Consider the following 25,264-nt stretch of genomic DNA (forward strand, 5'->3'; position numbering starts at 1 on the left):
AGTCCTCCTCGGCTTATCGGCGCAAAAATTGCGGCTACGCCCAGTCGAATCTAACCATCGGGTGGGCCGGGTCGCATCGTGCGGCCCCGTGCTTCGGCGTTCTCGTTTGGGTTTTCCGCACACCAGTGCGAGAGTGCAGGACGTGTCGAACACCGCGGTCCCCCCGGCCGAGCTGCTGCGGCGCCTTCACACCTCGCCCTCCGTGACCCACGTGGAACGGGTGCCGCCCGCCGCCGGAGACCCGGTCCGCTGGCCGTCCTGGGTGCCCGAGGACCTGCAGGACGCGCTGGCCGCGCGCGGCATCACACAGCCGTGGCGGCACCAGGCCGAGGCCGCCTCGCTCGCCTGGTCCGGCCGTCACGTGGTGGTGGCCACCGGGACCGCGTCGGGAAAGTCCCTGGCGTACCTGCTGCCCGCCCTGTCCGCGCTCGCCGCCGACCCGAAGGCGACGGTGCTCTACGTCGCACCCACGAAGGCGCTCGCAGCCGACCAGCTCCGGGCCGTGCGCAACCTTGCCCCGGGGGTACGCCCGGCGTGTTACGACGGCGACACACCGCAGGAGGAGCGGGAGTGGATCCGGGCGAACTCGCGCTTCATCCTCACGAACCCGGACATGCTCCACCACAGCATCCTCCCGAATCACGGCATCTGGTCCTCCTTCCTGCGCAACCTGTCGTACGTGATCATCGACGAGTGCCACGTGTACCGGGGGCTGTTCGGCTCCCACGTGGCCCACGTGCTGCGCCGCCTCCGCCGCGTCGCGGACCGGTACGCGCCGGTGACGTTCGGCGCGGCGGCGGCCGACCGGGCTTCCCGCTCCGGCGTGCCGGCACAGGGCAGCGTCTCCGGCCGCGGTCGAGAGCGCGCGGCGGCGCCCGCGCCGAGCACCGCAGAACGTGATGGCGACGGACTCGCCGCAAGGGACGGCTCGGCGCCGCGGCCTGCCTCAGCACCGGATGCCGGCCTCGCGATAGTTCCGATGCAGAACGCAGTGGGTGCGGGGCCGGGAGCGGCGGGCGGGCGAGGGCGGGCCCCGCGACGCAGCCGGGCGGTGTTTCTGCTGGCGTCCGCGACCTCGGGAGATCCGGCCGCGGCCGCGTCCCGGCTGACCGGGCTGCCGGTGACCGCGGTCGCCACGGACGGGTCGCCACGGGGCGGCGTCACGTTCGCCCTGTGGGAGCCGCCGCTGCTGCCGGCCGGGCTCAGCGCCGCGCTCGCCGAGCCGGACCCGGACGACGAGGATCTGCTCGCCGTCCCGTCCGTGCGGCGGTCCGCACTGCGGGAGACCGCGGACCTGCTCACCGACGCGGTCGTCCACGGCGTGCGGACGCTGGCGTTCGTCCGGTCCCGGCGCGGCGCCGAGGTGGTCGCGTCCATCGCCCGCCGCTCGCTGGACGAGGCCGTGCCCGGCCTGGGCGCGCGCGTCGCCGCCTACCGTGCCGGATATCTGCGCGAGGAACGACGCGCGCTGGAACACGCGCTGCTCACCGGCCGGCTGCTCGGCATGGCCTCGACGAACGCGCTGGAGCTCGGCGTCGACCTGGTCGGCCTGGACGCGGTGATCATCTGCGGGTACCCCGGCACCCGGGCCTCGCTGTGGCAGCAGGCCGGTCGCGCGGGCAGATCCGGCGGCGAGGCACTGGCCGTCCTGGTGGCCCGCGACGATCCACTGGACACGTACCTGGTGCACCACCCGGACGCGCTGTTCGGCCGCCCGGTGGAGGCCACGGTCCTGGACCCGGCCAACCCGTACGTGCTCGGCCCCCAGCTCTGCTGCGCCGCCAACGAGGCGCCGCTGACCGCGGAGGATCTGGAGCTCTTCGGCGGCACCCCTGCCGTCGCCGTGGCCGAGGCGCTGGTCCGGGCCGGCTCGCTGCGGCGACGTCCGGCCGGGCTCTTCTGGACGCACCGCACCCGCCCCGACGTTGACCTGCGCGGCGGCGGAGGCGCGCCGATCAACGTGGTCGAGTCCGCCACCGGCCGTCTGCTCGGCACCGTCGATCCCGCGTCGTCGCACATGATGGTCCACCCCGGCGCCGTCTACCTGCACCAGGGCAGCTCCTTCGTGGTCGAGGAGCTGCACCTCGACGACGCGGTCGCGCTGGTCCGCGCGGAGGAACCGGACTGGACCACCCACGCCCGGGACGTCACGTCGCTGGCGGTGACGTCCGTCCGCGAGTACGTCGACGCCGGCCCGGTCGGGCTCTTCCTCGGCGAGGTCGACGTGCACAGCCAGGTCGTCTCCTACCAGCGCCGGCGCGTCGGCTCCGGCGAGGTCATCGACACCCGGCCGCTCGATCTGCCGGTACGCGAGCTGCACACGGTCGCGGTCTGGTTCACGATCACTCCGGACGCGCTGGAGGCCGCGGGCGTCGAGCCCGTCGACTTCCCCGGCGCGCTGCACGCCGCCGAACATGCCGCGATCGGCCTCCTTCCCCTGGTAGCCACCTGTGACCGCTGGGACATCGGCGGCATCTCCACCGCCGCGCATCCCGACACGGGCTTCCCTACCGTCTTCGTCTACGACGGCCACCCGGGCGGCGCCGGGTTCGCGGAGCGCGCCCACGCGGTCGCCGCCGAATGGCTTCGTGCCACCCGCGAGGCCATCAGCTCCTGCGCCTGCGAGACCGGCTGTCCCGCGTGCGTCCAGTCCCCGAAGTGCGGCAACGGCAACAATCCGCTGGCCAAGGATGCCGCCGTCCAGGTCCTGGACGCGGTCCTCGCCGCGCTCCCGCCCTCCCCGTAGCCGCGACCCGCCGATCCTTCGGGTAATCGCAGAATCCGCCACGCGCCGCACTTCGCGATGCTCATCTATGCATGGGAGCGCTACCATGCCTCTTTCGACATCACGCTTCCCCACGCCAGGCCGCACGTACGACCTCAAGGGAGCATCACCGTGGCGAACACCATGTCCGACACCGTCGAGCTCGTCTACAGCATCGACCCCGACACGCTCACCGTCGACCAGCAGATCGCGCTCGCCCAGGCCTACGCCGCCCTGGCCCAGGCCGAACGCCTCGACTGGATCTACCAGCGCCTCGACAAGATCCACCAGCTCCTGATCGCCATCAACGTCCGCATCCCCGCTCCCTCCCCCAACTCCCACGCGGCCTGACCCGCAGCGTGCGGCCCGGCCGCGCATGTGGCCCGGCCGCGCATGTGGCCCGGCCGCGCATGTGGCCCGGCCGCGCATGTGGCCCAGCCGGCGTATGTGGTCCGGCCCGCGTATCTGGCCCGGCCCGCGTATCTGGCCCGGCGCCTCGGCGTGCGGCCGCCAGGGTGTGCGGCCCGGCCCACGGCGCGCTGCCTGACCCGCGGCGTATGAACTGGCCCGAAACGTGCGGCCTGGCCCGAGCCGTGCGGCGCCTCGTGCGGTCCGCCGCCTGCGGTCTGACCGCCGTGTGCGGCAGCATCGTGCTGGAGCGTCGGCCGATTCGGCCGGATCGATGGACGGTCCGGTCTCGGCCAGACCAGCGCCTGCTCCGTGCTGTGCCGCGGCGGTGATCGTTCGGGCGGCAGGCACCGTGCCGGCAGGCACCGTGACCGGCCCTGCGCGGGCCTCCGCGTGGGTGGTCGCGTGCAGGCCGGGCCACGGCTCGACGTCCAGCTCGGCACCCACGGTCAGGGTGAGGCCGTCCGTCGCGCAGTACACCGGGCGGGCGCCGTTCGCCGCGATCACGCGTGTGGCCTGCTGACAGGCCACCGACTCGCCGCGCGGAACGAGCGGCGCACCCGCCAGCGCGCCGAGATCCGCCGCGATCCGCACCTTCCGGTGCACGGTCCCGGCGCCGATCACCGCCGCACCGGCCAGCCCGGCGAGGACCAGCAACAGCCCCGCGGCCAGCACCCAGAGTGATGCCCCACCCCGGTCCGGCCCCACACGCGAGCGCCCCTTGTCCGGCCCTGCACGCAGACGCCTCCCGTCCGGCCCTGCACGCAGACGCCTCCCGTCCGATCCCGCACGCAGGTCCAGCGCCGCGCGTAAGCGCCTCAGATCCGACCCCACGCGTGACCGCCTGGCCCCCAGCCTCGCGCCCGCGCCTCTCGCGACCGGCCCCGCGCGCAAACGCAGAAGCAGGTCGTGGACCGCAAGCCCGGCGACGCCTGGTCTCCACCGGGGTGGTGCGTGCGTCGGTGCTGACGCACGCACCACCCCGGCGTCGGCAGAGGCGAGATCGGCCGTCATTCGGTTAGCACCGTGACGCCGGGCTCGATGGCGGCGACCGCCTCGCCGATGGCGCGGAGGTCGGGGATGCTCCGCCCGAACGTCCGGATCGGAACCGACACCACGGCCCTGACCAGGTCGTCCTCGACCAGCAGCGTGACCGTGGCGCCTGGCGGGGCCGCAGCCTCCCCGACCTCCACGCCCGACTCACCGCGCGCGGCGGCCAGCGCCGCGTCCCGGGCGGCGTCGTAGCACCGGCCCCGGTCCGACGCGGCCGACACCGCCGTGAGCCCTACCGTGAGCAGCAGCATCAACGCCGGAAGCGCGGCCGCGAACTCCACGGTGAACGCACCTCGATCACCGCCGGCGGCCCGCGAGTTCCCACCGCCACCGGCGGCCCACGGAATCCCGGCCCACGACATCGCACCGCCTCCGGCAGCCCTCTGGATCGCACCACCTCCGGCAGCCATCTGGGCCACACCGTCGCCAGCGGCCCGCGAGGCCGCACCGCCGCCGGACATCGCGGCATCTGCCTGATCAGACGCCCGGCCGAACTCCCTGTCGTCGACACGATTGCCGTCTGCAGACCGTGAATCCGTGCCGCCGCCGGGCAACACCGCACCTGCCGGATCCCGCGTCATGACGAACGGGACGAGACCCCATCGGCCGCACGCCACCGGCGGCATCACGCCGCCCGCGCCCGGAACGACCGGCTGCACAGGGCGGGCCGGCTGCACAGAGCGGACCGGCTCAGCCCGCATCGCGACCGGCCGGAAGCTCCCAACCAGCGGAAAGCCCGCGAGAACCCCGGCGACAGACCGAAGCGCCACGGCCGGGCGGCAACGCCCGGCGGAGTGAAGACGCGCGGCAACGATGCCGAGCGTGCGCCTGAAAAAGCCGGTGCGGTGGTGGCGGCCCCGATAGCCCAGGCTGATCATTTGAGCGCCTTCTCGATCACCTCGGTCAGGGCCTTCTGAATGTTCGGGCTGGTCAGCACCTTGAGCAGGATCGCGGCGAAGGCGACGGCCGCGAGCGTGCCGACCGCGTACTCGGCCGTGTTCATCCCGGCATCGCCGTGCAGACGGCGGGTGAGCGGGCGGAACAGGGCGCCGAGACGGCCGAGCATCGATCTGAGCATGGGGTTTCCTCTCTTCCCGAAGAAGGGGTGGTCACAGCAGGTCGCTGAGGACGGCGATGATCACCGGCACGAGGCCGGCGAGGACGAATGCGGGCAGGAAGCACAGGCCGAGCGGCAGCACCACGAGCACGCCGGCGCGGTGGGCGGCCACCTGGGCGGCGATGGCGCGGTCGGCCCGGAGGTCGTCGGCGAGCCTGGTCAGCGCGCCGGCCAGTGCCGCCCCGCTCGCGCTGGACCGGATCGCGGCCGCCACCAGGCGTTCGGTGCCGGGCACGGGGGTCAGGTAGCTCCACGCCTCGTCCGGCGGCGCGCCGAGCCGCAGCGACCGGGCCACGCGTCCGAGGTGGACGGCGAGCGGCCCGCCGAGCGCCTCCGCGACCGCGGCGGCGGCCCGATCGACGGGCGCGCCCGCGCGGAGCGTGGCGGCGAGCAGGTCCGCGGCCAGCGGCAGGTCGGCGACGGCCCGTAGCCGCAGCGTCCGGGTCGCGGCCGGCTCGAGCCTGCGCAGCACGAGGAACGCCACCACCGCCGCAGCGGCGCCGAGCCCGTAGCCGGCCCATCCGCCGACCAGCAGCGCCACCGCCACCCCGCCGCCCGCCGCGCCCGCGATCAGCAGTCCGAGCCTCGGGCGGTCACGGCCATCCGGCCTTCCGGAGCGCGTCGCGCCGCCGTTGACCGCGTCGGGGGAACGCCGCCCGAGCCGCAGGCGGGCGCGACCAGCCGGATCGGCGGACCGCTGTCTGAGCTGCGGGTGATCGCGGGCATCCGGTGGTCCCTGGCCAGGGATCTCGCCGCCGGCGGTGCCGGTGACCCGCGGCCGGGGCAGCGGACCGCCACGTCCACCGCCCGGCATTGCCGCCACGGCCCGAGGAGCGGGCGCTGGACGATCATTCGTCCGGCCCGCGGCCCCGCGCGGGGCCGCCAAGGAGACACCCTGGCCGCCGGCGTACTCGGCGGCGTCGGGTGTGCCGACGCCGCGCGGGGCACGGAAAGTTCGCAGTAGAGCCGGTATCCGGGTGCCGGTCAGGGGCGCCGTGCCCGCCAGCGCGGCGAGCCGGGTCACGACGCCGCTCACGCGGTCACCGTCGCAGCCCGCGGGGCCGTCAGGCCGGGCCGGAAGACGCCGCACCCGTGCCAGACCGGCGGGAAGAACGCGGACGGGCTGCACCGGCGCCACCGCGGCGGCAGCCACTCGGGAAAGGCGGTGTCGCAGCCGGGGACACCGCGGGCCGGCAGAAGGACACAGGTGCTCGGAGACGGAAGTGTGATGGTCATGGGGTGGCTCCCGGCGTGGCGAGACGGTTGGCCCAGGCGAGGCCGGCGGACTGGAGGAGCACCGCGCCGGTCGCGCAGGCCGCGCCGACCGGGGTGTGGAGCAGGACGTGCAGCGGGTCGACGCCCATGAACAGGCCGAGGATCAGGCCGCCCGCGGGCAGCCCGGCGAGGAGCCAGGCGGTGGCACGCGCGCCCGCGGCCTCGGCGGCCGCGGCGGCCTGGCCCCGGGCGAGCGCGCGGGCGTCGGACTCGATGCGTTCGACCAGATCGGCCAGGGGCGCGCCGGTACGCTCCGCGAGCCGCCACGCCGCCGTGGTGAGCCGCCCGATGCGCGGGTCCGGCAGCACGGGCGGGTCGGTGTGCGGAAGCCCGGCGCGCAGGTCGGCCGCGAGCGTGCAGAGCGCGTCCAGCGTCTGGGTGCGGGCCCGCGTCTCGGCACGGGTGGCGGCCCCGCGCAGCACTCCGCGCGCGGCGAGCCGGCAGTAGACCGCCGCCAGCATGCCGACCGGCCCGGCCACCAGCAGCCCGCCCAGCGCGGAGACCGCCGTGACGCTCCCGACCAGCACGCGCGCCCTCATGACGCGTCTCCGCCGCGCGCGTGCGGGCGTCGTCGCAGGGGGACGACCGGCGACGCGACCGGCGCGCACAGCAGGTGCGGCACCGGCACGTGCCGGTCGGTGAGCAGCCGGGCCAGCTCGGCCGCGGCCGGGCCGGGACCGTGCCCGCGCTGCCACACGGTCCGCGTGGTCAGCAGCCGCTCGGGGCCCTCCGGCGCGAGCAGCGAGATCGAGTCGAGGACACGGCCGCGTGTGGTGCGCCGCAGATGCACCACGACCTGCAGTGCGGCCGCGACCTGCGCGTGCAGTGCGGCGCGGGGCAGGCCGCCGACGATGCCGAGCGCCTCCAGCCGGGCCGGCACGTCGGCCGGATTGTTCGCGTGGAGCGTGCCCGCGCCGCCGTCGTGGCCGGTGTTGAGCGCGGCCAGCAGGTCGACGACCTCCGCGCCACGGCACTCGCCGACGATCAGCCGGTCGGGCCGCATCCGCAGGGCCTGCCGGACCAGCGTGCGCAGGTCGACCGCGCCGACGCCCTCGACGTTGGAGACGCGGGCCTGCAGCGTCACGACGTGCGGATGCCGGGGGCGCAGCTCGGCGGCGTCCTCGACGATCACGATGCGCTCGGTCGGCGGCACCAGGCCGAGCAGCGTGTTCAGCATGGTGGTCTTGCCGGAGCCGGTGCCGCCGACCACGAGGTAGGCGAGCCGGGCGGAGACCACGGCGAGGAGGATCTCCGCGACCGGCCCGGGAACGGTGCCCGCGAGCACGAGGTCTGCGAGGCGGTAGGGGCGCTGCCGGAACGTGCGCAACGACAGGTACGGCCCCGTGGTCGCGACCGGCGGCAGCACCGCGTGCACGCGCGTGCCGTCCGGGAGCCGGGCGTCGACGAACGGCTGCCCGTCGTCGAGGCGGCGTCCGCAGCCGGCGGCGAGGCGCTGGGCGAGACGGCGCACATCATCCGGCCCGCCCATGCGCACCGGTGCGCGGACCAGGCCGTTGCCGCGGTCCACCCACACCTCGGTGGAGTTGACGAGGATGTCGGTGACCGTCTCGTCGGACAGCAGCGGGGTCAGCGGTCCGGCACCGACCAGGTCGCCGCGGACCCGCTCGGCGAGGCGCAGCACCGCACGCCCGCCGAGGTCGGCGGCGCCGGGGTCGGTGCGGACGGCGGCGACCACGGCGGCCTCGGTCGCATCCGCGCCGTCCACCGTGAACCGGTCCCGCACCCGGGCGGAGAGTGAGGCCCTCATGCCGCCGCCTCCCCCGTGTCACGGCCCGGGGAAGCCGTGAGGAGGCGGCGGCAGAGGTCCACCAGCGGGCCGGGCCCGCCGGCGGACGGCACCTCGCCGCGGGCCAGGATCGTGCGGAGCGCTGGGTCGCTCCGATACGTCCCCGCGACGGTGAGGCGCACGGTGCGGGCGACGTCGTCCACCGGGAGCGTGTCGGCGGACGCGTCCCGGACGATCATCGCGAGGTGACGGCTGTGCGGGCGGGCGAGCGCGGCGACCCTGCCCGCCGAGAGGGACGCGCGCAGCTCCGCGGGGACGACGAGGTAGGCCTGGTCGGCCGCCTGCAGCACGGCCTGGCCGGCCCGGTCGAGGTGCCGGGCCACGTCGACCACGATCAGGTCGTGCCGGCCCCGGCCGGTGTCGAGCGTGCCGGCGACCGCCTGCCCGGGAACCCCATCGGCCTCGATCGTGTCCAGGTTGAGCATGGTCAGCGCGCCCGGTCCCGGCCGGGCGAACTGTTTCACCCCGACCATCAGGTCCAGCCGCCCGCCGAGCGGGTCGGCGTCGAGGAGCAGGACGCGCCGGCCGGTGTGGGCCGCGGTGACGGCGAGCGTGACCGCGAACGTGCTGACGCCGGCACCGCCCCTGCCGCCGAGCAGCGCGATCACCCGCCCCGGTGGTGCGGGCGGCGGCGTGCCGAGCTGTGCGACGAGCCAGTCCTCCGCGGCCGGGAGCGTGGCGATGTGCGCGATGCCGAGCCGCGCGATCAGGCCCGGTGGCGGATCGGCCGCGCCGGTGTGCCCGACGAGCACGACCGCGCGGCGGCGGAGGCGGGCGCGGACCAGCGGCGCGGTCTGATCGGGGCCGACCAGGACCACGGGTGCGCGCTCGTAGTGCGGGCGGGCCGCGGCCGGGTCGGTGGCGACCTCGAGCTCGGTGCCGGCCGTGGCGGCGAGGCGCAGCAGATCGTCGAGGAGCGCCGCGTCGGCGGTGACGACGAGCGGCCGGGAACCGGTGCGGGCCATCAGAGTCCCTCCGAAGTCCGGGGAAGTGCCGGAAGACATCGGAGGAAGACTCGCGGGGCGTACCCGTGGACGGGGTTGGCCTGTGGATGACTTTCACGCCTGTGGACAAAGCGCGGCGCCGCCTGTCGATCTGATATGGCACAACCGGGGCACCAGCCAAAACACCCGCCGCGCGAATGTGAATGATGTTGGGTATGTTGGTCGCCAGTACGGCGTTGGAGTGGTGCCCATGGAGATCACGAGCGAGCTGTCCCCGGATTCGGCCGCGCACGGACCCGTTGTCGTCGTCACGATCGAGGGCGAGATCGATTACACCAATTCCGACGAGATGGCCGGCGAGATCTGGGACGTGCTGGCCCGGCACGCACCCGCACTGATCGAGGTCAATCTCTCGGCGGCGACGTTCATCGACTCGACCGGGCTCGGCGCGCTGATCGCGGGCTACCGCGCGGCGGCGGATGCGAGCTGCGCCTTCACGGTCACGTCGCCCACCCCGGCGTTCCGCCGCGTCCTCACCATCACCGGCCTGAGCGACCTGTTCGGCGTGCCGGCGGAGGAGGAGCCGACCGAGCCACAGAGGACCCCGGAAAGGTGACGACCCCCGTCGGGGGGTGACGGGGGCCGTCCGGGGGTCCGACTCCGGGGGGGTCGAGCCGAACCCACTCGGCAGTCACGGGGGGTGCAACCGCCGAGGGCCTTCGGGCGACACCTGGAGAGGACATGAATCGGCGTCGCAATCCTAAGGATGCCTGAAGTCAACCGTGCACGTCGAGTGGCGAACGCTTTATGACTCACGACACGCCGCGTCATGCCCGGGATCACCGCCGAATCCGAAGAAACTGCGGCACCGCTCCGGCGCGTTGGCGGGCTCACGTTAAACTCTGCTGCCGTGGGCCGAAGCGCCGCGTTTTTCGATCTCGACAAGACGGTCATCGCCAAGTCAAGCGCCTTGGCGTTCGGTCGTCCGTTCTATCGCGATGGGCTGATCACGAGGCGGGACGTCGTGAAGTCGGCGTATGCCCAGCTCATGTTCCGCCTCGGCGGCACGGACGAGCAGACCATGGCCCGCACCCGCGACTACCTGGCGCAGCTGTGCAAGGGCTGGTCCGTCGAGCAGGTCAGTCAGATCGTCACCGAGACCCTGCACGAGCTCATCCATCCGTACGTGTATGCCGAGGCCACCGCCTTGATCGCCGAACACCAGGCCGCCGGGCGGGACGTGGTGCTGGTCTCCGCGTCCGGCGAGGAGATGGTCCGCCCGATCGGCGAGCTGCTCGGCGTCACCGACGTGATCGCCACCCGGATGGAGATCGTCGACGGGCGCTACAGCGGCCAGGTGGAGTTCTACGCCGCCGGCCCGGCCAAGGTCGAGGGCGTGAACCGGCTGGTCGCGGAGCGCGGTTACAACCTGTCCGAGTGTTATGCCTACTCGGATTCCAGCAGTGACCTGCCGCTCCTGGAGTGCGTCGGCCACCCGAGCGCGGTCAACCCGTCCCGCACGCTACGGCGGACCGCGGTCGAGCACGGCTGGCCGATCCTGGAGTTCCGCCACCCGATCGCGATCGGCCGGCGCCTGCGCACCCAGCCGGCGGTCCCGATCACGGCCGCGGCGATCAGCGTCGGGCTCGGCGTCGCCATCGGCATCGCCTGGTACGGACGTTTGCGCAAGGCCCGCGCCGCAACGGCCTGAGCTGGAGAAACGAAATCCAGGCACTCCCGTAACACGATCCGCCAAGAGCCTGGCGATCAAGCTCACGACGGCGTAGAAAAAGGGAGCGGGATTACCGCTCACGGCCACCGGGCACCCACGCGCGGCCTGCCGCATAGGCACGTGGCATCGGCTCCTCCGGGACCGGTGCAGACGACATACGGACACGCTTGATAACCCGGACCGGACGTGGTGACGGCGCCTCGTGATCGAGGCGCCGTCCACGTACCGGAGTCACCCATTTGACCGATTCGGCACCGGCACAACGGCCCAGGCGGCACGTCAACACCCGAGGCATACTTGCGCAAATGAAGACACACTGGACCCGTCCGTACCCACCGGGCGGCGGCCGGTGGCTCGTGATCGCCTGGGAGGCCGCGAGCATCACCGGCCTCGGCTGGACCAGCGACCGGCTCTTCGGCTTCGACACGCGGGCCACCGTCATCTTCTCGATCATCCTGGCCGTGGCCTGGGCGGTCGGCGCGTTCCGCATCGCGCGGATGGGCGTCTACGTCAGCGACCTCGGCGTCCAGGTCCGCGGCCTGTTCTGGACCCGCACGGTCCGCTGGGCCGCGATCGACCGGTTCCGCATGCAGGACGTGACGTACCGGGTCGGCGCGTTCCGCATCCCGAGCGGTCTGACCGTGCTGATCGACCGCCACGACGGCACCGAGATCAAGACCGAGCTGTGGGCGCAGGGCGTCGACTTCCACTCCCGCCCCGGCCTGTTCCGCCAGGTCTTCCACGACCTTCGCGAACGCCACATCCTCCAGGCCGCCACCCAGAGCGCATAAAGCGCTTCCGGCGTGGTCCGGCAGCGGGAAGATCCTGATCGTGGGGTCTGGGGCTCGCCCCCAGGCAAGCAGAGCGGGCGGCGAGGCGCCCGACCGGCGTTGTTGCGGTCGAGCCGGCCGCAGAAGCGAGCCCTCGCTCAGGCGGCGGCCAGGAGCGCGTCACCGATGGGGGCGATCTCGGCGGCGCCGGCCTCGACCGCGGCGGTGTAGTGCCGCAGCCAGGAGCGCAGGCCGTCCGGGGTGCCGGTGGCGAAGGCGGAGGCGGAGCCGACGTACTCGGGCTCGCGGGACAGGTGGCCGACCTCGACCGCGATCAGGCCGCGTGGGTCGAAGCCGGTGGAGAGCAGCGTCAGGCGGGCGGCGGCGCGGGCCACCACGCCGGACGGGCCCTCGAACGGACGCAGGTTGAGCAGTTCGCCGTGCACGATGGCGGCCAGCAGCAGCGGCGGGACCCGGGTGCCGCCCGCGACCAGGCCCATCAGCGTGTCCAGCCGCGTGGCGACCACCGGGTCGGCGACCGGGCGGCCGAGCGCGTCGTCGGCGACCAGGCCGCTCGCGGCGAGCACGTGCAGCCGGGCCAGGACCTGGCGGGGCGCGGTCTGCCAGCGCGGGGCCAGGCCGTCCAGCGCACCCACCACGCGCAGCGCGCCCTGCATGACCGGGTCGGTGACGGCGCCCTGGCGTACCACCTCGAGATCGTGGTGTGCGCCCTCCAGGGCGGCGCTGGCGACCGCGGCACGCAGTCCGACCTCCGCGGCGACCTGGCCGCCCTTGCGGCGCAGCGCCCGGTGCCGCATCGCGGCGTCCGCGTGATCACGTGCGGTGGCGATGCCCGCGGCGACGCCGGCCAGCTCCATCAGGGGTGCGAGGGGATCCACGGGAGGCAACGCTACCGTCCTGGTCGCGGGCGGTTAGGGAAGACTTAGGGGAAATCGACTCGTAACAGTCCCTTCACGGCGGAACAGCGCGATGCAAAGATCAACCAGTGGGCGCTCACCGTGCGCCATTCGGCGCGTACGGTGACCACGCCTCGCCGCTCACCAGGTCCGACGATAGTCTCGGGGCGAGACCTGGATCACACGGACGTCTGACGAGGAGTTCATCGATGAGTGAGACCTTGGCGAATCTTCTCAAGGAGACCCGGACGTTCCCGCCGCCGGCCGCGATCGCCGCGGCGGCCAACGTGACCGACGCGGCCTACCAGGAGGCGGCCGACGACCGGCTCGCGTTCTGGGAGACGCAGGCCCGCCGCCTCGAGTGGACGAAGCCGTGGGACCAGGTGCTCGACTGGTCCAACCCGCCGTTCGCGAAGTGGTTCGTCGGCGGCGAGCTGAACGTGGCGTGGAACTGTCTGGACCGGCACGTGGCCGCCGGGAACGGCGGCAAGGTCGCGATCCACTGGGAGGGCGAGCCCGGGGACACGCGCACCATCACCTACGACGACCTGCTGAAGTCCGTCTCGCAGGCGGCGAACTACCTGACCGGGCTCGGCGTGGTCGCCGGCGACCGGGTCGCGATCTACCTGCCGATGATCCCGGAGGCCGCGGTCGCGATGCTGGCCTGCGCGCGTCTCGGCGCCACGCACAGCGTCGTCTTCGGTGGCTTCTCCGCCGACTCGCTGAGCAACCGGATCAACGACGCCACCGCCAAGGTCGTCATCACCGCGGACGGCGGGTACCGGCGCGGCAAGCCGTCCGGGCTCAAGTCGATCGTGGACGAGGCGCTGCAGAGCACGCCCAGCGTCGAGCACGTGCTGGTCGTGCGCCGCACCGGGCAGGACGTCGCCTGGGGCGAGAAGGATCTCTGGTGGCACGAGACGGTGGAGCAGGCCTCCACCGAGCACGAGGCGCAGGCGTTCGACGCGGAGCACCCGCTGTTCATCCTCTACACGTCCGGCACCACGGCGAAGCCGAAGGGCATCCTGCACACCAGCGGCGGATACCTGACGCAGGCCGCGTACACGCACCATGCGGTCTTCGACCTGAAGCCGGAGACGGACGTCTACTGGTGCACGGCGGACATCGGCTGGGTGACCGGCCACTCCTACATCGTGTACGGCCCGCTGGCCAACGGCGCGACCCAGGTGATGTACGAGGGGACGCCGGACACGCCGAGCAAGTCCCGGTTCTGGGAGATCGTCGACCGGTACAAGGTCAGCATCCTCTACACCGCGCCCACGCTGATCCGCACGATGATGAAGTGGGGCGCGGACATCCCGGCCGGCTTCGACCTGTCCTCGCTGCGCATCCTGGGCAGCGTCGGCGAACCGATCAACCCCGAGGCCTGGATGTGGTACCGGGAGACGATCGGCCACAACAACACGCCGGTGGTGGACACCTGGTGGCAGACCGAGACCGGCGCCATCATGATCTCCCCGTTGCCGGGCGTGACCGCGGCCAAGCCCGGCTCCGCCATGACGCCGCTGCCCGGCATCGTCGCGGACGTGGTCGACGACCAGGGCAAGTCCGTGCCGGACGGCGGCGGCGGTTACCTGGTGCTGCGTGAGCCGTGGCCGTCGATGCTGCGCACGATCTGGGGCGACGACAACCGGTTCGTGGAGACGTACTGGTCCCGGTTCGACGGCATGTACTTCGCGGGTGACGGCGCCAAGAAGGACGACGACGGGCACATCTGGCTGCTCGGCCGCGTCGACGACGTCATGCTCGTCTCCGGCCACAACATCTCCACCACCGAGGTCGAGTCCGCCCTGGTCTCGCACCCGTCGGTGGCCGAGGCCGCGGTCGTCGGCGCCACCGACCCGACCACCGGGCAGGCGATCGTCGCGTTCACCATCCCGCGCGGCAACGTCGACACCGCAGGTGACGCGGGCGAGGCGCTCATCCAGGAGCTGCGCAACCACGTGGCGAAGACGCTCGGGCCGATCGCCAAGCCGCGCCAGATCATGCTGGTCGCGGAGCTGCCGAAGACCCGCTCCGGCAAGATCATGCGCCGGCTGCTGCGTGACGTGGCGGAACACCGCTCGCTCGGCGACGTCACCACGCTCCAGGACTCGACCGTGATGGACCTGATCGCGAACGGCATGAAGGACAGCAAGTCGGACGATTAACAAAGAGACGGACGGCCGCTGCCCGGTTTTGGCAGCGTCCGTCCGTCGTCCGGGTTCTGGCTGAATTGCAGAGAGTACGGATGGAGGAGCGCCTCTCATCCGTACCCCCGAATGTCTCTCGGAATTTCCCTACTGGGCACCCCGGATGCGAATTCGTGTAGCAGCCCTACTCTTAGCCCATGACTGACGACGCCAGCGTGCTGATCGAAGGGCCGTGGACACACCGGTTCGTCGGCGCCAACGGCAGCAGGTTTCACGTCGTGGAGGCGGGAACGGGCCCGCTGGTGCTGTTCCTGCACGGATTTCCCGAGTTCTGGTGGGCGTGGAACGAGATCCTCCCCCAGGTCGCCGACGCCGGCTACCGCGCGGTCGCGATGGACCTCCGGGGGTACGGGGCCAGCGACAAGCCCCCGCGCGGCTACGACGGCTACACGCTCGCGGCCGACGTCGCCGGCCTGATCCGCGCGCTCGGCGAGCGGTCCGCGATCGTGGTCGGCGCGGGCGCCGGCGGCATGATCGGCTGGACCACGGCCGCGTTCCACCCGCAGATGGTCAGCCGGCTGATCGTGATGGGCGCGGCCCACCCGCTGCGGCTGCGCAACGCGCTGTTCACCGACCCGCGCGGCCAGATCGCGGCCACCACCCACACGCTGAAGTACCAGCTCCCGCGCTACGAGCACACGCTCGCCCGGGACAACGGCGCCGAGGTCGGCAACATGCTGCGCCGCTGGGGCGGCCGGGAGTGGGTGAACAGCCCCGGGTTCGCCGACTACGAGGCGAAGTGCCGGGAGGCGATCACCATCCCGCAGGCCGCGTTCTGCGCGATGGAGGGCTACCGCTGGGCGTTCCGGTCCGTGATGCGGCTGCACGGCTACCGGTTCGTGAAGCTCATGCAGCGGCCGCTGATCACGCCGACGCTGCAGATGCACGGCACCCAGGACTCGGCGATCCTGCCCCGCACCGCCCAGGGCTCCAGCCGGTACGTCCGGTCCTCCTACGAGTGGCTGCCGCTGGTCGGCATCGGCCACTTCCCGCACCGGGAGGCCCCGGGGCTCGTCACCTCGGAGATCCTGCGCTGGGCCAAGTAGCGGTCAGACCCTGTTCTCGCGGAGGTCGGTGACGGCGGAGAGCGGGGCCCAGCCCTGGTAGACGCCGAAGTCGAACTCCTCCAGGCCGAGCGCCTTCGCGGTCGGGGCCTTACCCCCGGTGTACTCCACCCGCAGCCAGCCGTCGGCCTCACCGAGCACGATGAACGGCTCGCCCTGCCAGGTGCAGGTCGTCCGCACGTACGTCAGGTCGTCCACGTCACCGGTGTGCAGCACGCGCACGAACCGGCCGGGACGCACCTCACTGAAGCCGTCGCCGGACTGCGGCTGGTAGATGCGCACGTTGTCGCCGTCCGGGCTGGCCTCGTACTCGCGGCCCTGGTAGCGGACCACGTAACCGTCACGCATCAGTTCTCGCCGACCTTCCGCCAGGTCATCGCGTCCGTGTCCAGCAGCGCCAGCAGCGTCTGCCGACCGGAACGGTCCATCCGCCACAGCTCGGAGCCGTGCGGCAGCCGGACGCTGTCCACCTTGAACTCGGCGATCACGTCGGAGTTGTCGCCGGGCGCGAACCCGTTGCCGCGGAACGGCGGGCGCTCGATCACCCAGCCCTCCATCGCACGCATGGCGCCGTCGTTCTGGCCGCCGTAGGGAATCCGGTACAGCGACGGGCGGTACGCCGGCCAGCGCAGCACGTACACGGTCTCGGCGTCGGGCTGGTACACCGAGCCCTGGTAGATCAGGCCCAACGCGGTCAGCAGCTGACCCGGCGTGCTGAGGTGCTCGACCTCGTTCGCCCGGTGCACGAAGCCGGAGACCCGGTCGTACCCGCGGCTCAGGAAGTAGTCGACCTGCTCCGGCCCGACCGTCTTCTGCATGACCGTGGGCGCGTTCGGGTCCGGCGGGCGGGTCGCGGGCGCGGGCGTCTCCGCCACCCGCACCGGCGCGGCCGTGACCTGCGGCTCCTCCGGCTCGCCGTCCTCGCCGAGGCCGACCTCCTTGGCCCAGCTGGCCAGCGCCACGATCTGGCTGCCCGGCAGCGTCGCGCCGACCGGGCTGCCCGGGTTGACCGCGAACGACAGGCCCGGGTCCGGCCAGTGGCGGATCAGCTGCGCGAACTTCACCCCGACGGTCTCGACCGCGTCGCCGCCGACCAGGTGCTCGCCGAGACGCTCCGGGGACGTGAAGACCACCACGTACCGCTCGTCGTCGATCATGTCGGTGCGCCACGCGAAGTCCGGGTCACCGGGGCGCGAGCCGGCGCCACCGCTGCCCGGCTTGAGCGGCAGCAGCACGCGTGCCAGCAGCAGCGTGGACAGGAACGAGTCGGTGCTGCCGTCACCCGCGGCGGAGAGCAGGTCCTCCTCGACCTCGTTCGCCGCGACGAACCCGGCCAGCTCCGGCGGGGTCACGGTCTGCGACTCCGGCCGGTAGGCGGGCGTCGGCGCGGGCGAGAACGGACGATCCGGATCCGGCGCGTACGACCCGGCGTCCGGCTGCCGCGTGGTGTACGACGGCGAACCGGCGCCGTAGGCGGGCGCCTCGCCGGGCGCGGCCCAGACGTGCGGCCCGCGCTCCGGGGCCGCGGGCTCGGGCTCCGGCTGGTAGCCGGCCCCGCGCAGGTAGTCGTTGGCCGAGTCGACCGGCACGGCGCCGCCGTAGACGGTCGGCGTGGCACTGGCCTGCCGTCGCGGCAGGCCACCGGGACCGACCGCGGGGCCCTCGTCGGCGCCTGCGGGCGCGGCCGGGGACGTGGGGGCGGCCGGAGAGGTCGGTGCGGCGGTGCCGGCCGAGGCCGGACGGGCCGGCAGCGGGTTTGCACCGGGGCGGCCCAGCGGGGTCAGGGACTCCGCGCCGGGGCGGGTGAGCGGGTCCGGTCCGGGACGTGGCGGCAGCGGATCGGCCGGACGCGGGGTGAACGCGTCGGCGGCCGACCGCGACGGCACGGTCTCGGACGCGGGCCTCGACGGGAACGCGTCGGTGCCGGGCCGGGCCGGGAACGCGTCGGCGGCGGGCTTGGCAGGCAGCGCATCCGCGGCCGGACGCGACTGGAACGCGTCCGCCGCCGAGGGCCGCTTGGGCATCGACTCGCCACCCGGAGGCCGCTTCGGCAGCGTCTCCGCCGCGGACTCGGGCGCCTTCGGCGAGAAACCGCTGGAGTCCGGGCGCGGCATGAACCCGTTGCCCGCCGGAACATCGCCCTCCGGACGCGGTGGCAGACCGCCGCTCGCCGCACGCTGCGGGAACCCGCTGCTGTCCGGACGCGGCATGAAGCTGTTGCCCGCAGGAGCCTCGTTCTCCGGGCGGGGCGGAAGGCCGCTCGACGAGAAGCCGTTGGCGTCCGGACGCTGCGGCGACGCCTCGGTCGCGGGCCGTGCGGCCAGCGGGTCCGACGCGGGCCGGAACGGCGCGGGCGAACCGAAATCGGGGCGGTTGGGGCTGAAGTCCGCCCGCGGCGACGCCTCACCGGCACCACCGGGCCGCTTCGGCAGCGACTCGCCACCCGGAGGCCGCTTCGGCAGCGCATCGGCCGCCGGCGCACTCGACCCGAACTTCGGCAGATCCGCCACAGGCGCGTTGGAGCCGAACTTCGGCAGGTCCGCCGCAGGCGCACTGGAGCCGAACTTCGGCAGGTCCACGGCCGGGGCATTGGAGCCGAACGGCGGCAGATCGGTCGCCGGCGCGCTGGAACCGAACCGCGGCAGGCCGGAGGCCGGTGCGCTGGAACCGAACGGCGGCAGATCCGCCGCCGGCGCGCTGGAACCGAACGGCGGCAGATCCGCCGCCGGCGCGTTCGCGCCGAACGGGGGCAGCGGGCTGAAGCCGGGCGGCCGGGTGTCCGCCGCCGGCTCGGTCACGGGCCGTCGTGGCAGCCCGTTCTCGGTCGCGGACGACGACGTCTCCGCGACGTTCGCGCCGTACCGTGGTGGCGCGGCCGGGAACGCCTCGCCGTACCGCGGCGGGGTGGTGTCGCCGTTGGACGGCACCGTCTCACGTGGCCGCGCCGGCAGATCCGACGCTGCGGGCCGCGACGGGAACGACGGCGCACCCGGGAAGTCCCCGTTGGACGCCGGGCCGCCGGGCGAGGCCGCCCATCGGCGGGGACCGGCGTCCGCGGAAGGGATGCCCGCGGACGGCTCGTTGCTGGTGACCAGCCCGGCGCCGTCGAGCGTGCCGGGCGACTGCGCGATGCCGGGCGCGGCGATCGCGGCCGCGACCTCGTCCTCGCTCGGCGGCGTCATGCCGGGCACGGACGCGGTGGCGCGGGCGCGGTTCGCGTTGTCGGCCTTGATCAGGCGGGCGCGGGCGCCCATGGTCCGTCCGGGCAGGCGCACGTCCCCGCGCGCGAGCTGCGACACGAACCAGGCCGGCAGGTATCCCTCGATCGGCAGGCCGGGGTTGACCGCGAGCCACCAGTCGGGGTTGGGCCAGCCGGAGGCGAGCTCCGAGTACGGCACGTGGCGGGTCGATCCGGCGTGCTGGGCGAGGCAGGCCTGCAGTGACGCGGCCGAGGTGAACGCCAGCACGTGGGTGCGCCCGCCCGTGGTCCAGGTGCCCCAGCTCAGCGGCCCGCCGGCAGCCGGGGTGTCACCGGAGACGGGCAGCAGCAGTTCCGTACGCGCGAGGACCTGGAAATAGGCCTCCTGGTCCTCCTTACGGAGGGCCTCCCGCATGGCCTCTTCGGCCTCGGTGGCCGGCTCCCAATCCGTCACGGCCACCTCCCTTCAACCCATCAGGCCAGACGCATTCGCGTACAACCTACAAGGTAGATCCAAGATCACAACGCGCGGCCGGACAGGGTCACAGAGTCAGGTTCTCCCGGATACCATTCGCCGCAGCGAAGGAGGCGGGATGCGTCGCCGAGCAGGCCTCGCCGCAGTCACCGTGCTGTGGACTTTGACGGGATTTATCCCCTCAGAACCCACCATGCCACAGAAAACCGTGACGCACCTGGCGGGCATCAGAACACAACTCTCCGCTTTCGCGCCAGTACCCCTTAGGGCACACTCGGCCACCGCTCCGTCGTGCGAAACCGCCCTCCCGGCCTCCGAGGTCGTCCGGGAGGAGCCGTGGGCCCAGCGGCGGTACGGCACCGACCGCCTCACCCCGGTCGCGGACGGCACCGGCATCACGGTCGCGGTGATCGACTCCGGCGTCGACCCGACCCATCCCCAGCTGGCCGGACACATACTCCCCGGCGCCGACTTCCTCGACCCCGGCGGCACGGGCGCGCACGACTGCGTCGGGCACGGCACCGCCGTCGCCAGCCTGATCTCGGCCGCGCCCGCGGACGGCATCGCATTCCATGGTCTCGCACCAGGATCAAGAATTCTGCCGGTACGCGTGAGCGAGCAGCAGATCGTCGACGGCGCGCAGACCGGGCGCACCGTGACGCCGGACCGGCTGGCCGCCGCGGTCCGCTGGGCGGTGGACAACGGCGCGGACGTCCTCAACCTCTCCGTGGTCCTCTACGGCGACGATCCCGCGGTACGCGCCGCGATCAGCTACGCCTCGGCGAAGGACGTGGTCGTGGTCGCGGCCGCCGGTAACCAGCACGGCGAGCCCGACCCGGCCCGGCCGCGCACGCAGGACCCGGTGCCGTACCCGGCCGCGTACGCCGGGGTCCTCGGCATCGGCGCGATCACCGAGGCCGGGCAGGCCGCCGACTACTCCCAGGCGGGCACGTACGTCGACCTGGTCGCGCCCGGCGGCCACGTGCTGACCGCGGTGCCGGGCGGCGGGCACGCCTACGCGGACGGCACCAGTTACGCCACGCCGTTCGGTGCCGCGACCGCCGCACTGGTCCGGCAGCGCCGGCCCGAGCTGAGCGCGCGCGAGGTCATCGAACGGATCATCGCCACCACCGATCCCGCACCGGGCGGACCGACCAGCGACGCGTACGGCTACGGCGTCCTCAACCCGTTCCGCGCGGTCTCCGACACCGTCGCCGCGCCGCGATCCGCCCGTCCCGGCCCGCCCGCCGTACCCGCCATCCCGGCCGCCCAGGCCGCCGCGGCCGCGGCTCGGGCCGGCGCCGTCCCGCGCGCGCTCACGCTCGCCGCCACCGGCCTCGCCGCCGTGGTCCTCACGGTCACGCTCGCGGTCGTCCTCCCCCGCGCCCGTCGCCGCCGGTGGCGCTCCCCGCCCACCCCGGTCGACGACAATCCTTGAGCCGCGGGCCGAAGCCTCGGCCTCCGGCTCGCGTTGCGCGACAATTGTTCGCCGGTGATCGGGACGTCCCCCATGTCGTTCCAGCAGCATCGGGGACGCCCCGATCACCGGAGGTGCGGAATCCGGCGAACGTTCGTGGACGGTCCGCCAGGCGACGCGCGCCCGGACAGCGCCTGGGTCAGTCGAAGAGCGCACGGTTCCGGGTCTCGGTCGTCAGGTAGTCGGAGGCCGAGTCGTCGACCGCGCGGCCGATCTCGCCGAGCACCGCGGTCAGCTCCTCGGCCGCGCGACGCCACGCGTCCCGCCGGGCCGCGTAGGCGCGTTGGGCCTCGCCACCCCAGGTCTCCGTCAGCGGTCGCACGTCCGCGTCGAGGTCGTCCAGTGTGGAACGCAGGAGGTTGCGTGCCTCCGCGATCTCGGTGCCGGCCCGTTGCAGCGCGGCCACATCGACGACCAGCATCGCCGTCACGCCCCGTTCTCCGCGGGAGACGGGTCGGGCCGGGCCGCCGCCGCGATCCGCCAGGCCGCGTCCTGATCCGCCGCCGCGTAGCGGGCCGCCGTGGCCCGCAGCATGGCGCCGGTCTCGGCCAGCGTGCCGGCCAGCGCCTCCTGATCGTCGGCCCAGGCCTGCCGCGTCTGTGCGAACGCGTCTCCGCCGCCGCCCCGCCAGACCGGTGTGATGTGCGTCCGCAGCCCGTCCAGCAGCGTCCGCAACCGGGCGGCCGTCTCCTCGCATCGCACCGCCGCGCTCACCAGCGCCGTGGTATCCACTGTGGTCATCTTCGTCATTCGCCGCACCTCCCGAGGTCGCCCGGCGGTGTGGAAGGTAGTCAGCGACGCCGGTCCTCCGCGAGCCCGCCGGGCAAGAGCGGCATGCCGGGCGCGCCTGGGCGTTTCCCGGCAAAACCGAGCCCCTGACCTGCGGCCGACCGCGATGCGGGCGCTGCAGAAAGGGTCACCCGAGCCGTAAAAGGTCACGCCGAGCCCAACGGATACGCCCGAGCCGGCACGGCCTCCCGGTCAACGAGGGCCCCCGCCGCAGGAGCACGCCGAGCCCTCCGGGTACGTCCGGGCCGGCGCGGCCTCCCGGTCGATCGAGGGGCGCGCCCGCCGCAGACGACGGTCGCGTCAGGTCTGCCGCTGTGGGCCGCGTCGCGTTGCCACCGGGCCACCCCGTCACAACGAGAGCACCGCCGCCGAGCCACCCCGTCACGACGGGAGCGCCGCCGCGACCGGGTCCAGCGCGGGTCCCTCCGGCATCAGCGCGACCAGCGCGGCCGGCAGCCGGATCGGCGTCGCGGAGTCGTACCCCAGCATGGTTTTGACCTCGGGGGTGGCGAGAGCGTGACGGCGGCCCGCGTCGGTGACCAGGCTGACCGTCCCACCGGTGGCGCCGGGCGCGGGCACGGCCTCGACCAGCGCGGCGCGACCGGGCGCGAGCCGCACCCACGACGGGGAATCCGCGGGCGGCAACCGCACGCCCACCCGCAGATCACCGAGCCCGGCGTCGGAGGCGGCACCGCACAGCGCGCCCTCCACCGGCATCAGCGCGGGCGTGGTCGCGGGGCCGTCCGCCGGCCGGAGATCACCGGCGCGGGGCGCGGACGCGTAGTCCGCCTGGGAGAGCTCCGCGGGCCCGGACTGGCCGGTCCGCGGATCGCCGAGCAGGATGTCCGCCTGCACCTGGGTGATCGTGGCCAGGCCGCCGGCCAGCATCACCGCGAACTCGCGTGCCCCGCTCTGGGTGGTCACCACGTGGACCCGCCCGATGATCGCGCCCGGCGTCGCACGCGACGGGCCGCCGAACCCCGGCACCGGCGGCGACTCGAGCGCGGCGCCCGGCGGCACGCTGTTGAGCAGCGCCGCGTCCACGTGCGCGGGCCGCACCGCACCCCAGCCCAGCGCCGAGAGCACGAGGGGCGACGGCACCGGATGCCGCCGCTCACGCCAGATCAGGAACGTGTCCCGCCCGGACGCGACCAGCGCACCCGACGCGTCCAGCGGCGTGCCACCGGCGGGCGCGGCGCCGGCCAGCAGCACCGCCGACGACGCGTCGGAACACAGCGTCCACGGCGGCCCCGCCAGGCGGCCGGCCGGCGGCAGCGAGTCCGGCGCGCCGGCGATCCCGAGCGGTGCCCCGCGCGGTGCGTCCTCGATCGACCGCCGCGATACCTGCACCGTCTCCGTCGACCCGGCCAGCAGCAGCGCCGACGCGTAGTTGGCGACCGGGTGCAGGCGGGGCTCGCGGTAGACGTACCGCGCGCCGGTCTCCTTCTCGACCACGACGACGGACGGGTTCCGCCAGTTCGTCGCGCCGCCGCCGGTGAACAGGTCGTGGAGCAGCACCGCGCCGGCCCCGATCGCGGCGACGAGCAGGCCGGCGAGCACGGCCCCGCCGGACCGGGCGAACGGCGCGCGGGACGGGTCGGTCTCGCGCATGACCAGCGCGGCCACCACCCGGCGGACCGCGAACTGGTGCGAGTGGAGCTGGTCCTGCCGGGACGGCACCGTACCCTCCAGGGTGTCTCGGGTCGGCTACGCTCCCATCGATCATCCTGGGTACACAGCCGGTTACAGACGGGGAGATTAGCGCGGTGACCGTCAATGCGCGGACCGCCCGGATCGTGGCCACCGAGCTGGCCGCCGCCGGTGTCCTGGTCGCCGCCGCGTCCGGGCTGATCGCGGGTGCCGCCGCGGCGGTGCTGGCCGCCGGCGTCGCCGTGGCCGTCTGGGCCCGTCCGCGCGGCCGCCATCCGGACGAATGGCTCGGGGTCGCGCTCCGCCACCGCCGCGCCCGGCCGCCGGACGTGCTGACCGGGCCGCTCCGGACGACTCTGCTCCCACCTCCGCCGGCACGGCTTCCGCACGAAGGCGAAGCACCGCACGAAAGCGGGCCGCCGCACAAGACCGCGATCGACGATGCACACGGCCTCACCGTGCTGCTGGAACTCGGTGCCCCGGAGGCGCTCATCGCACCGGAACCGCGCACGCTGCCGCACCCGTCCCAGCTGGGCACGGCCGCGCACGTGCAGCTGGTGCTGGCGATCGACCCGGCGCAGGTGCGGGCGTTCCTGGCGGTCCGGATGCCGCACCGCCCCGGCCGGGACACCGGCCGTGATCTGACCGGCGCGCTCCGCACGGTCCACGCCGCGCTCGGCGACCTCCCGCACCGCCCGCTCGCCGCGCCCGAGGTTCACCAGACCCTGAGATATCTCGCGGGTACGACGAGCGCTCCTCGCCAGACCTGGCGCCACCTGCACACACCCGGACGCGTCCAGACGGCCTTCCGGATCTCCGGCCCCCGCCCGCCGATCGAGGATCTGGCCGGGACGGGCGCGGACCGCGTCACGCTCGCGATCTCCGCGTCCGACACGCTGGTCCGGGTCGCGGCGTCACACGAGATCGTCCTGAAGGGCCTGCGACGCCTGGACGGCGAGCATCTCAGCGCCCTGACCGCCACACTCCCCCTGGCCCGCGACCCGCACACCGACCCGCGCACCGACCGCCGGCCGATCTCTCTCCCCCGCGACGGCCTGTTCCTCGGCCTCGACCGCGACGGCGACCCGGTGTCGATCCGCCTGTTCCGCCCTTCCGCCCCCACCACGATCGCGCTGGTCGGCGACCTGCGCGGCGCCCATCTGCTGTCCCTGCGCGCGCTGGCCGCCGGCACCGCCGTGGTGATCCGTACCGATCGCCCGCACGCCTGGACACCGCTGTTCCACGCGGGCGCGGTCGCCACCCCGCACCTCCGCGCCGGCGGTCCCGTGCTGGAGGTGCTGGATCGCGCCGGCCCCGCCACGACGCCGCGGAGCCACGCCACGCTGCTGGTCCTGGACGAGCTGACGCCCGAGACCGCCGCGCAGGCCGCCCGCGCCGACCTCCTGCTCCTGCAACAGCTCCCCGCCGGGAACGCCGCCGTCGCCGAGCGCCACCTCGGCCTGGGCCGCGCCGCCGGCTGGCTCACGAGGATCCGCCCCGGCATGTTCGCCGTCGTCGCGGACCGGGCGCTGCGCTGGGCCGACCCGACCCCCACCCGCGACGAGCTGCGCTTTCTTGATCACGCGCTGACCTGACCGCTGGCGGCGCTG

22 protein-coding genes and 1 pseudogene are annotated in these 25,264 nt (G+C 73.9%); 9 read left to right on the forward strand and 14 right to left on the reverse strand.

All coding sequences use genetic code 11. The features are described 5' to 3' along the window. Positions 1 to 106: 106 nt before the first annotated feature. The gene (locus tag OP04_RS09700; RefSeq protein WP_456297619.1) at positions 107 to 2,746 is read left to right on the forward strand and encodes a DEAD/DEAH box helicase; all 2,640 of its coding nucleotides are present in this window, start codon (positions 107 to 109) and stop codon (positions 2,744 to 2,746) included. Between the two features lie 150 nt (positions 2,747 to 2,896). Further along, positions 2,897 to 3,115 carry a hypothetical protein gene (locus OP04_RS09705; RefSeq protein WP_033339218.1) on the forward strand — a complete coding sequence of 73 codons (219 nt, stop codon included), beginning with the start codon at positions 2,897 to 2,899 and terminating at the stop codon, positions 3,113 to 3,115. 441 nt (positions 3,116 to 3,556) lie between these two features. Here OP04_RS09705 and OP04_RS53150 read toward each other — a convergent pair. The 8 genes and pseudogenes from OP04_RS53150 to OP04_RS09745 form a co-directional block, all read right to left on the reverse strand. Beyond that, positions 3,557 to 4,186 (reverse strand): annotated as a pseudogene (locus OP04_RS53150) (Rv3654c family TadE-like protein); the annotation flags it as partial. After that, positions 4,183 to 5,103: a TadE family type IV pilus minor pilin gene (locus OP04_RS55500; protein WP_232323526.1), complete on the reverse strand. Its 921-nt coding sequence runs from the start codon at positions 5,101 to 5,103 to the stop codon at positions 4,183 to 4,185. The gene OP04_RS55500 and the pseudogene OP04_RS53150, both read right to left, overlap by 4 nt. Beyond that, the gene (locus OP04_RS09720) at positions 5,100 to 5,291 is read right to left on the reverse strand and encodes a DUF4244 domain-containing protein (RefSeq protein ID WP_033339407.1); all 192 of its coding nucleotides are present in this window, start codon (positions 5,289 to 5,291) and stop codon (positions 5,100 to 5,102) included. The genes OP04_RS55500 and OP04_RS09720 overlap by 4 nt, the downstream gene beginning before the upstream one ends. A 43-nt stretch (positions 5,292 to 5,334) precedes the next feature. Next, a complete protein-coding gene (locus OP04_RS09725) occupies positions 5,335 to 6,009 on the reverse strand; it encodes a type II secretion system F family protein (protein WP_408606739.1) in 675 nt (224 codons plus the stop codon). Between the two features lie 365 nt (positions 6,010 to 6,374). Next, positions 6,375 to 6,578, reverse strand: a complete 204-nt coding sequence (locus tag OP04_RS09730; RefSeq protein WP_033339220.1) for a hypothetical protein — start codon at positions 6,576 to 6,578, stop codon at positions 6,375 to 6,377. Continuing rightward, positions 6,575 to 7,156 carry a type II secretion system F family protein gene (locus OP04_RS09735; RefSeq protein WP_085066341.1) on the reverse strand — a complete coding sequence of 194 codons (582 nt, stop codon included), beginning with the start codon at positions 7,154 to 7,156 and terminating at the stop codon, positions 6,575 to 6,577. The genes OP04_RS09730 and OP04_RS09735 overlap by 4 nt, the downstream gene beginning before the upstream one ends. Beyond that, positions 7,153 to 8,385 carry a TadA family conjugal transfer-associated ATPase gene (locus tag OP04_RS09740; RefSeq protein ID WP_051797370.1) on the reverse strand — a complete coding sequence of 411 codons (1,233 nt, stop codon included), beginning with the start codon at positions 8,383 to 8,385 and terminating at the stop codon, positions 7,153 to 7,155. Before OP04_RS09740 ends, OP04_RS09735 begins: the two co-directional genes overlap by 4 nt. Continuing rightward, a complete protein-coding gene (locus OP04_RS09745) occupies positions 8,382 to 9,389 on the reverse strand; it encodes a P-loop NTPase (RefSeq protein WP_033339221.1) in 1,008 nt (335 codons plus the stop codon). Before OP04_RS09745 ends, OP04_RS09740 begins: the two co-directional genes overlap by 4 nt. An 82-nt stretch (positions 9,390 to 9,471) precedes the next feature. On the opposite strand from OP04_RS09745, the gene OP04_RS09750 reads away from it, so the two are divergent. The 3 genes from OP04_RS09750 (at position 9,472) to OP04_RS09760 (ending at position 11,891) form a co-directional block, all read left to right on the forward strand. After that, positions 9,472 to 9,984 carry an STAS domain-containing protein gene (locus OP04_RS09750; protein ID WP_232323527.1) on the forward strand — a complete coding sequence of 171 codons (513 nt, stop codon included), beginning with the start codon at positions 9,472 to 9,474 and terminating at the stop codon, positions 9,982 to 9,984. Positions 9,985 to 10,278: 294 nt separating this feature from the next. Beyond that, complete coding sequence (locus tag OP04_RS09755) at positions 10,279 to 11,079, forward strand: HAD family hydrolase (protein WP_033339222.1); 801 nt, start codon at positions 10,279 to 10,281, stop codon at positions 11,077 to 11,079. Positions 11,080 to 11,405: 326 nt separating this feature from the next. Beyond that, positions 11,406 to 11,891 carry a hypothetical protein gene (locus OP04_RS09760; protein WP_033339223.1) on the forward strand — a complete coding sequence of 162 codons (486 nt, stop codon included), beginning with the start codon at positions 11,406 to 11,408 and terminating at the stop codon, positions 11,889 to 11,891. A gap of 137 nt (positions 11,892 to 12,028) precedes the next feature. Here the strand turns inward: OP04_RS09760 and OP04_RS09765 are convergent, their stop codons facing one another. Continuing rightward, positions 12,029 to 12,748: a Fic family protein gene (locus OP04_RS09765; protein ID WP_033339224.1), complete on the reverse strand. Its 720-nt coding sequence runs from the start codon at positions 12,746 to 12,748 to the stop codon at positions 12,029 to 12,031. Between the two features lie 248 nt (positions 12,749 to 12,996). Between OP04_RS09765 and acs the strand changes: the two genes are divergently transcribed. Next, the gene (acs, locus tag OP04_RS09770) at positions 12,997 to 14,958 is read left to right on the forward strand and encodes an acetate--CoA ligase (protein WP_033339225.1); all 1,962 of its coding nucleotides are present in this window, start codon (positions 12,997 to 12,999) and stop codon (positions 14,956 to 14,958) included. A 179-nt stretch (positions 14,959 to 15,137) separates the two neighbouring features. Continuing rightward, positions 15,138 to 16,046, forward strand: a complete 909-nt coding sequence (locus tag OP04_RS09775; protein ID WP_033339226.1) for an alpha/beta fold hydrolase — start codon at positions 15,138 to 15,140, stop codon at positions 16,044 to 16,046. 3 nt (positions 16,047 to 16,049) lie between these two features. Here the strand turns inward: OP04_RS09775 and OP04_RS09780 are convergent, their stop codons facing one another. Together OP04_RS09780 and OP04_RS09785 are read right to left on the reverse strand one after the other, a co-directional pair. After that, a complete protein-coding gene (locus OP04_RS09780; protein ID WP_033339412.1) occupies positions 16,050 to 16,415 on the reverse strand; it encodes a hypothetical protein in 366 nt (121 codons plus the stop codon). After that, positions 16,412 to 19,717 (reverse strand): SseB family protein, encoded by a 3,306-nt coding sequence (locus OP04_RS09785; protein ID WP_033339413.1) that lies wholly within the window; start codon positions 19,715 to 19,717, stop codon positions 16,412 to 16,414. Before OP04_RS09785 ends, OP04_RS09780 begins: the two co-directional genes overlap by 4 nt. Positions 19,718 to 19,931: 214 nt before the next feature. Between OP04_RS09785 and mycP the strand changes: the two genes are divergently transcribed. Beyond that, on the forward strand, positions 19,932 to 21,176 hold the full coding sequence (gene mycP, locus OP04_RS09790; protein WP_033339227.1) for a type VII secretion-associated serine protease mycosin: 1,245 nt from the start codon (positions 19,932 to 19,934) through the stop codon (positions 21,174 to 21,176). Between the two features lie 178 nt (positions 21,177 to 21,354). Here the strand turns inward: mycP and OP04_RS09795 are convergent, their stop codons facing one another. The 3 genes from OP04_RS09795 to eccB form a co-directional block, all read right to left on the reverse strand. Next, the gene (locus OP04_RS09795; RefSeq protein ID WP_033339414.1) at positions 21,355 to 21,636 is read right to left on the reverse strand and encodes a WXG100 family type VII secretion target; all 282 of its coding nucleotides are present in this window, start codon (positions 21,634 to 21,636) and stop codon (positions 21,355 to 21,357) included. Between the two features lie 5 nt (positions 21,637 to 21,641). Beyond that, the gene (locus OP04_RS09800) at positions 21,642 to 21,956 is read right to left on the reverse strand and encodes a WXG100 family type VII secretion target (protein WP_198153782.1); all 315 of its coding nucleotides are present in this window, start codon (positions 21,954 to 21,956) and stop codon (positions 21,642 to 21,644) included. A 429-nt stretch (positions 21,957 to 22,385) separates the two neighbouring features. Continuing rightward, positions 22,386 to 23,684, reverse strand: a complete 1,299-nt coding sequence (gene eccB, locus OP04_RS09805) for a type VII secretion protein EccB (RefSeq protein WP_033339228.1) — start codon at positions 23,682 to 23,684, stop codon at positions 22,386 to 22,388. 86 nt (positions 23,685 to 23,770) lie between these two features. Here eccB and OP04_RS09810 point away from each other — a divergent pair, with 86 nt between their 5' ends. Further along, the gene (locus OP04_RS09810; protein WP_033339229.1) at positions 23,771 to 25,249 is read left to right on the forward strand and encodes a hypothetical protein; all 1,479 of its coding nucleotides are present in this window, start codon (positions 23,771 to 23,773) and stop codon (positions 25,247 to 25,249) included. Positions 25,250 to 25,264: the final 15 nt, after the last annotated feature.

This window comes from Catenuloplanes japonicus (genome assembly GCF_000717135.1).
Classification (GTDB): domain Bacteria; phylum Actinomycetota; class Actinomycetes; order Mycobacteriales; family Micromonosporaceae; genus Catenuloplanes; species Catenuloplanes japonicus.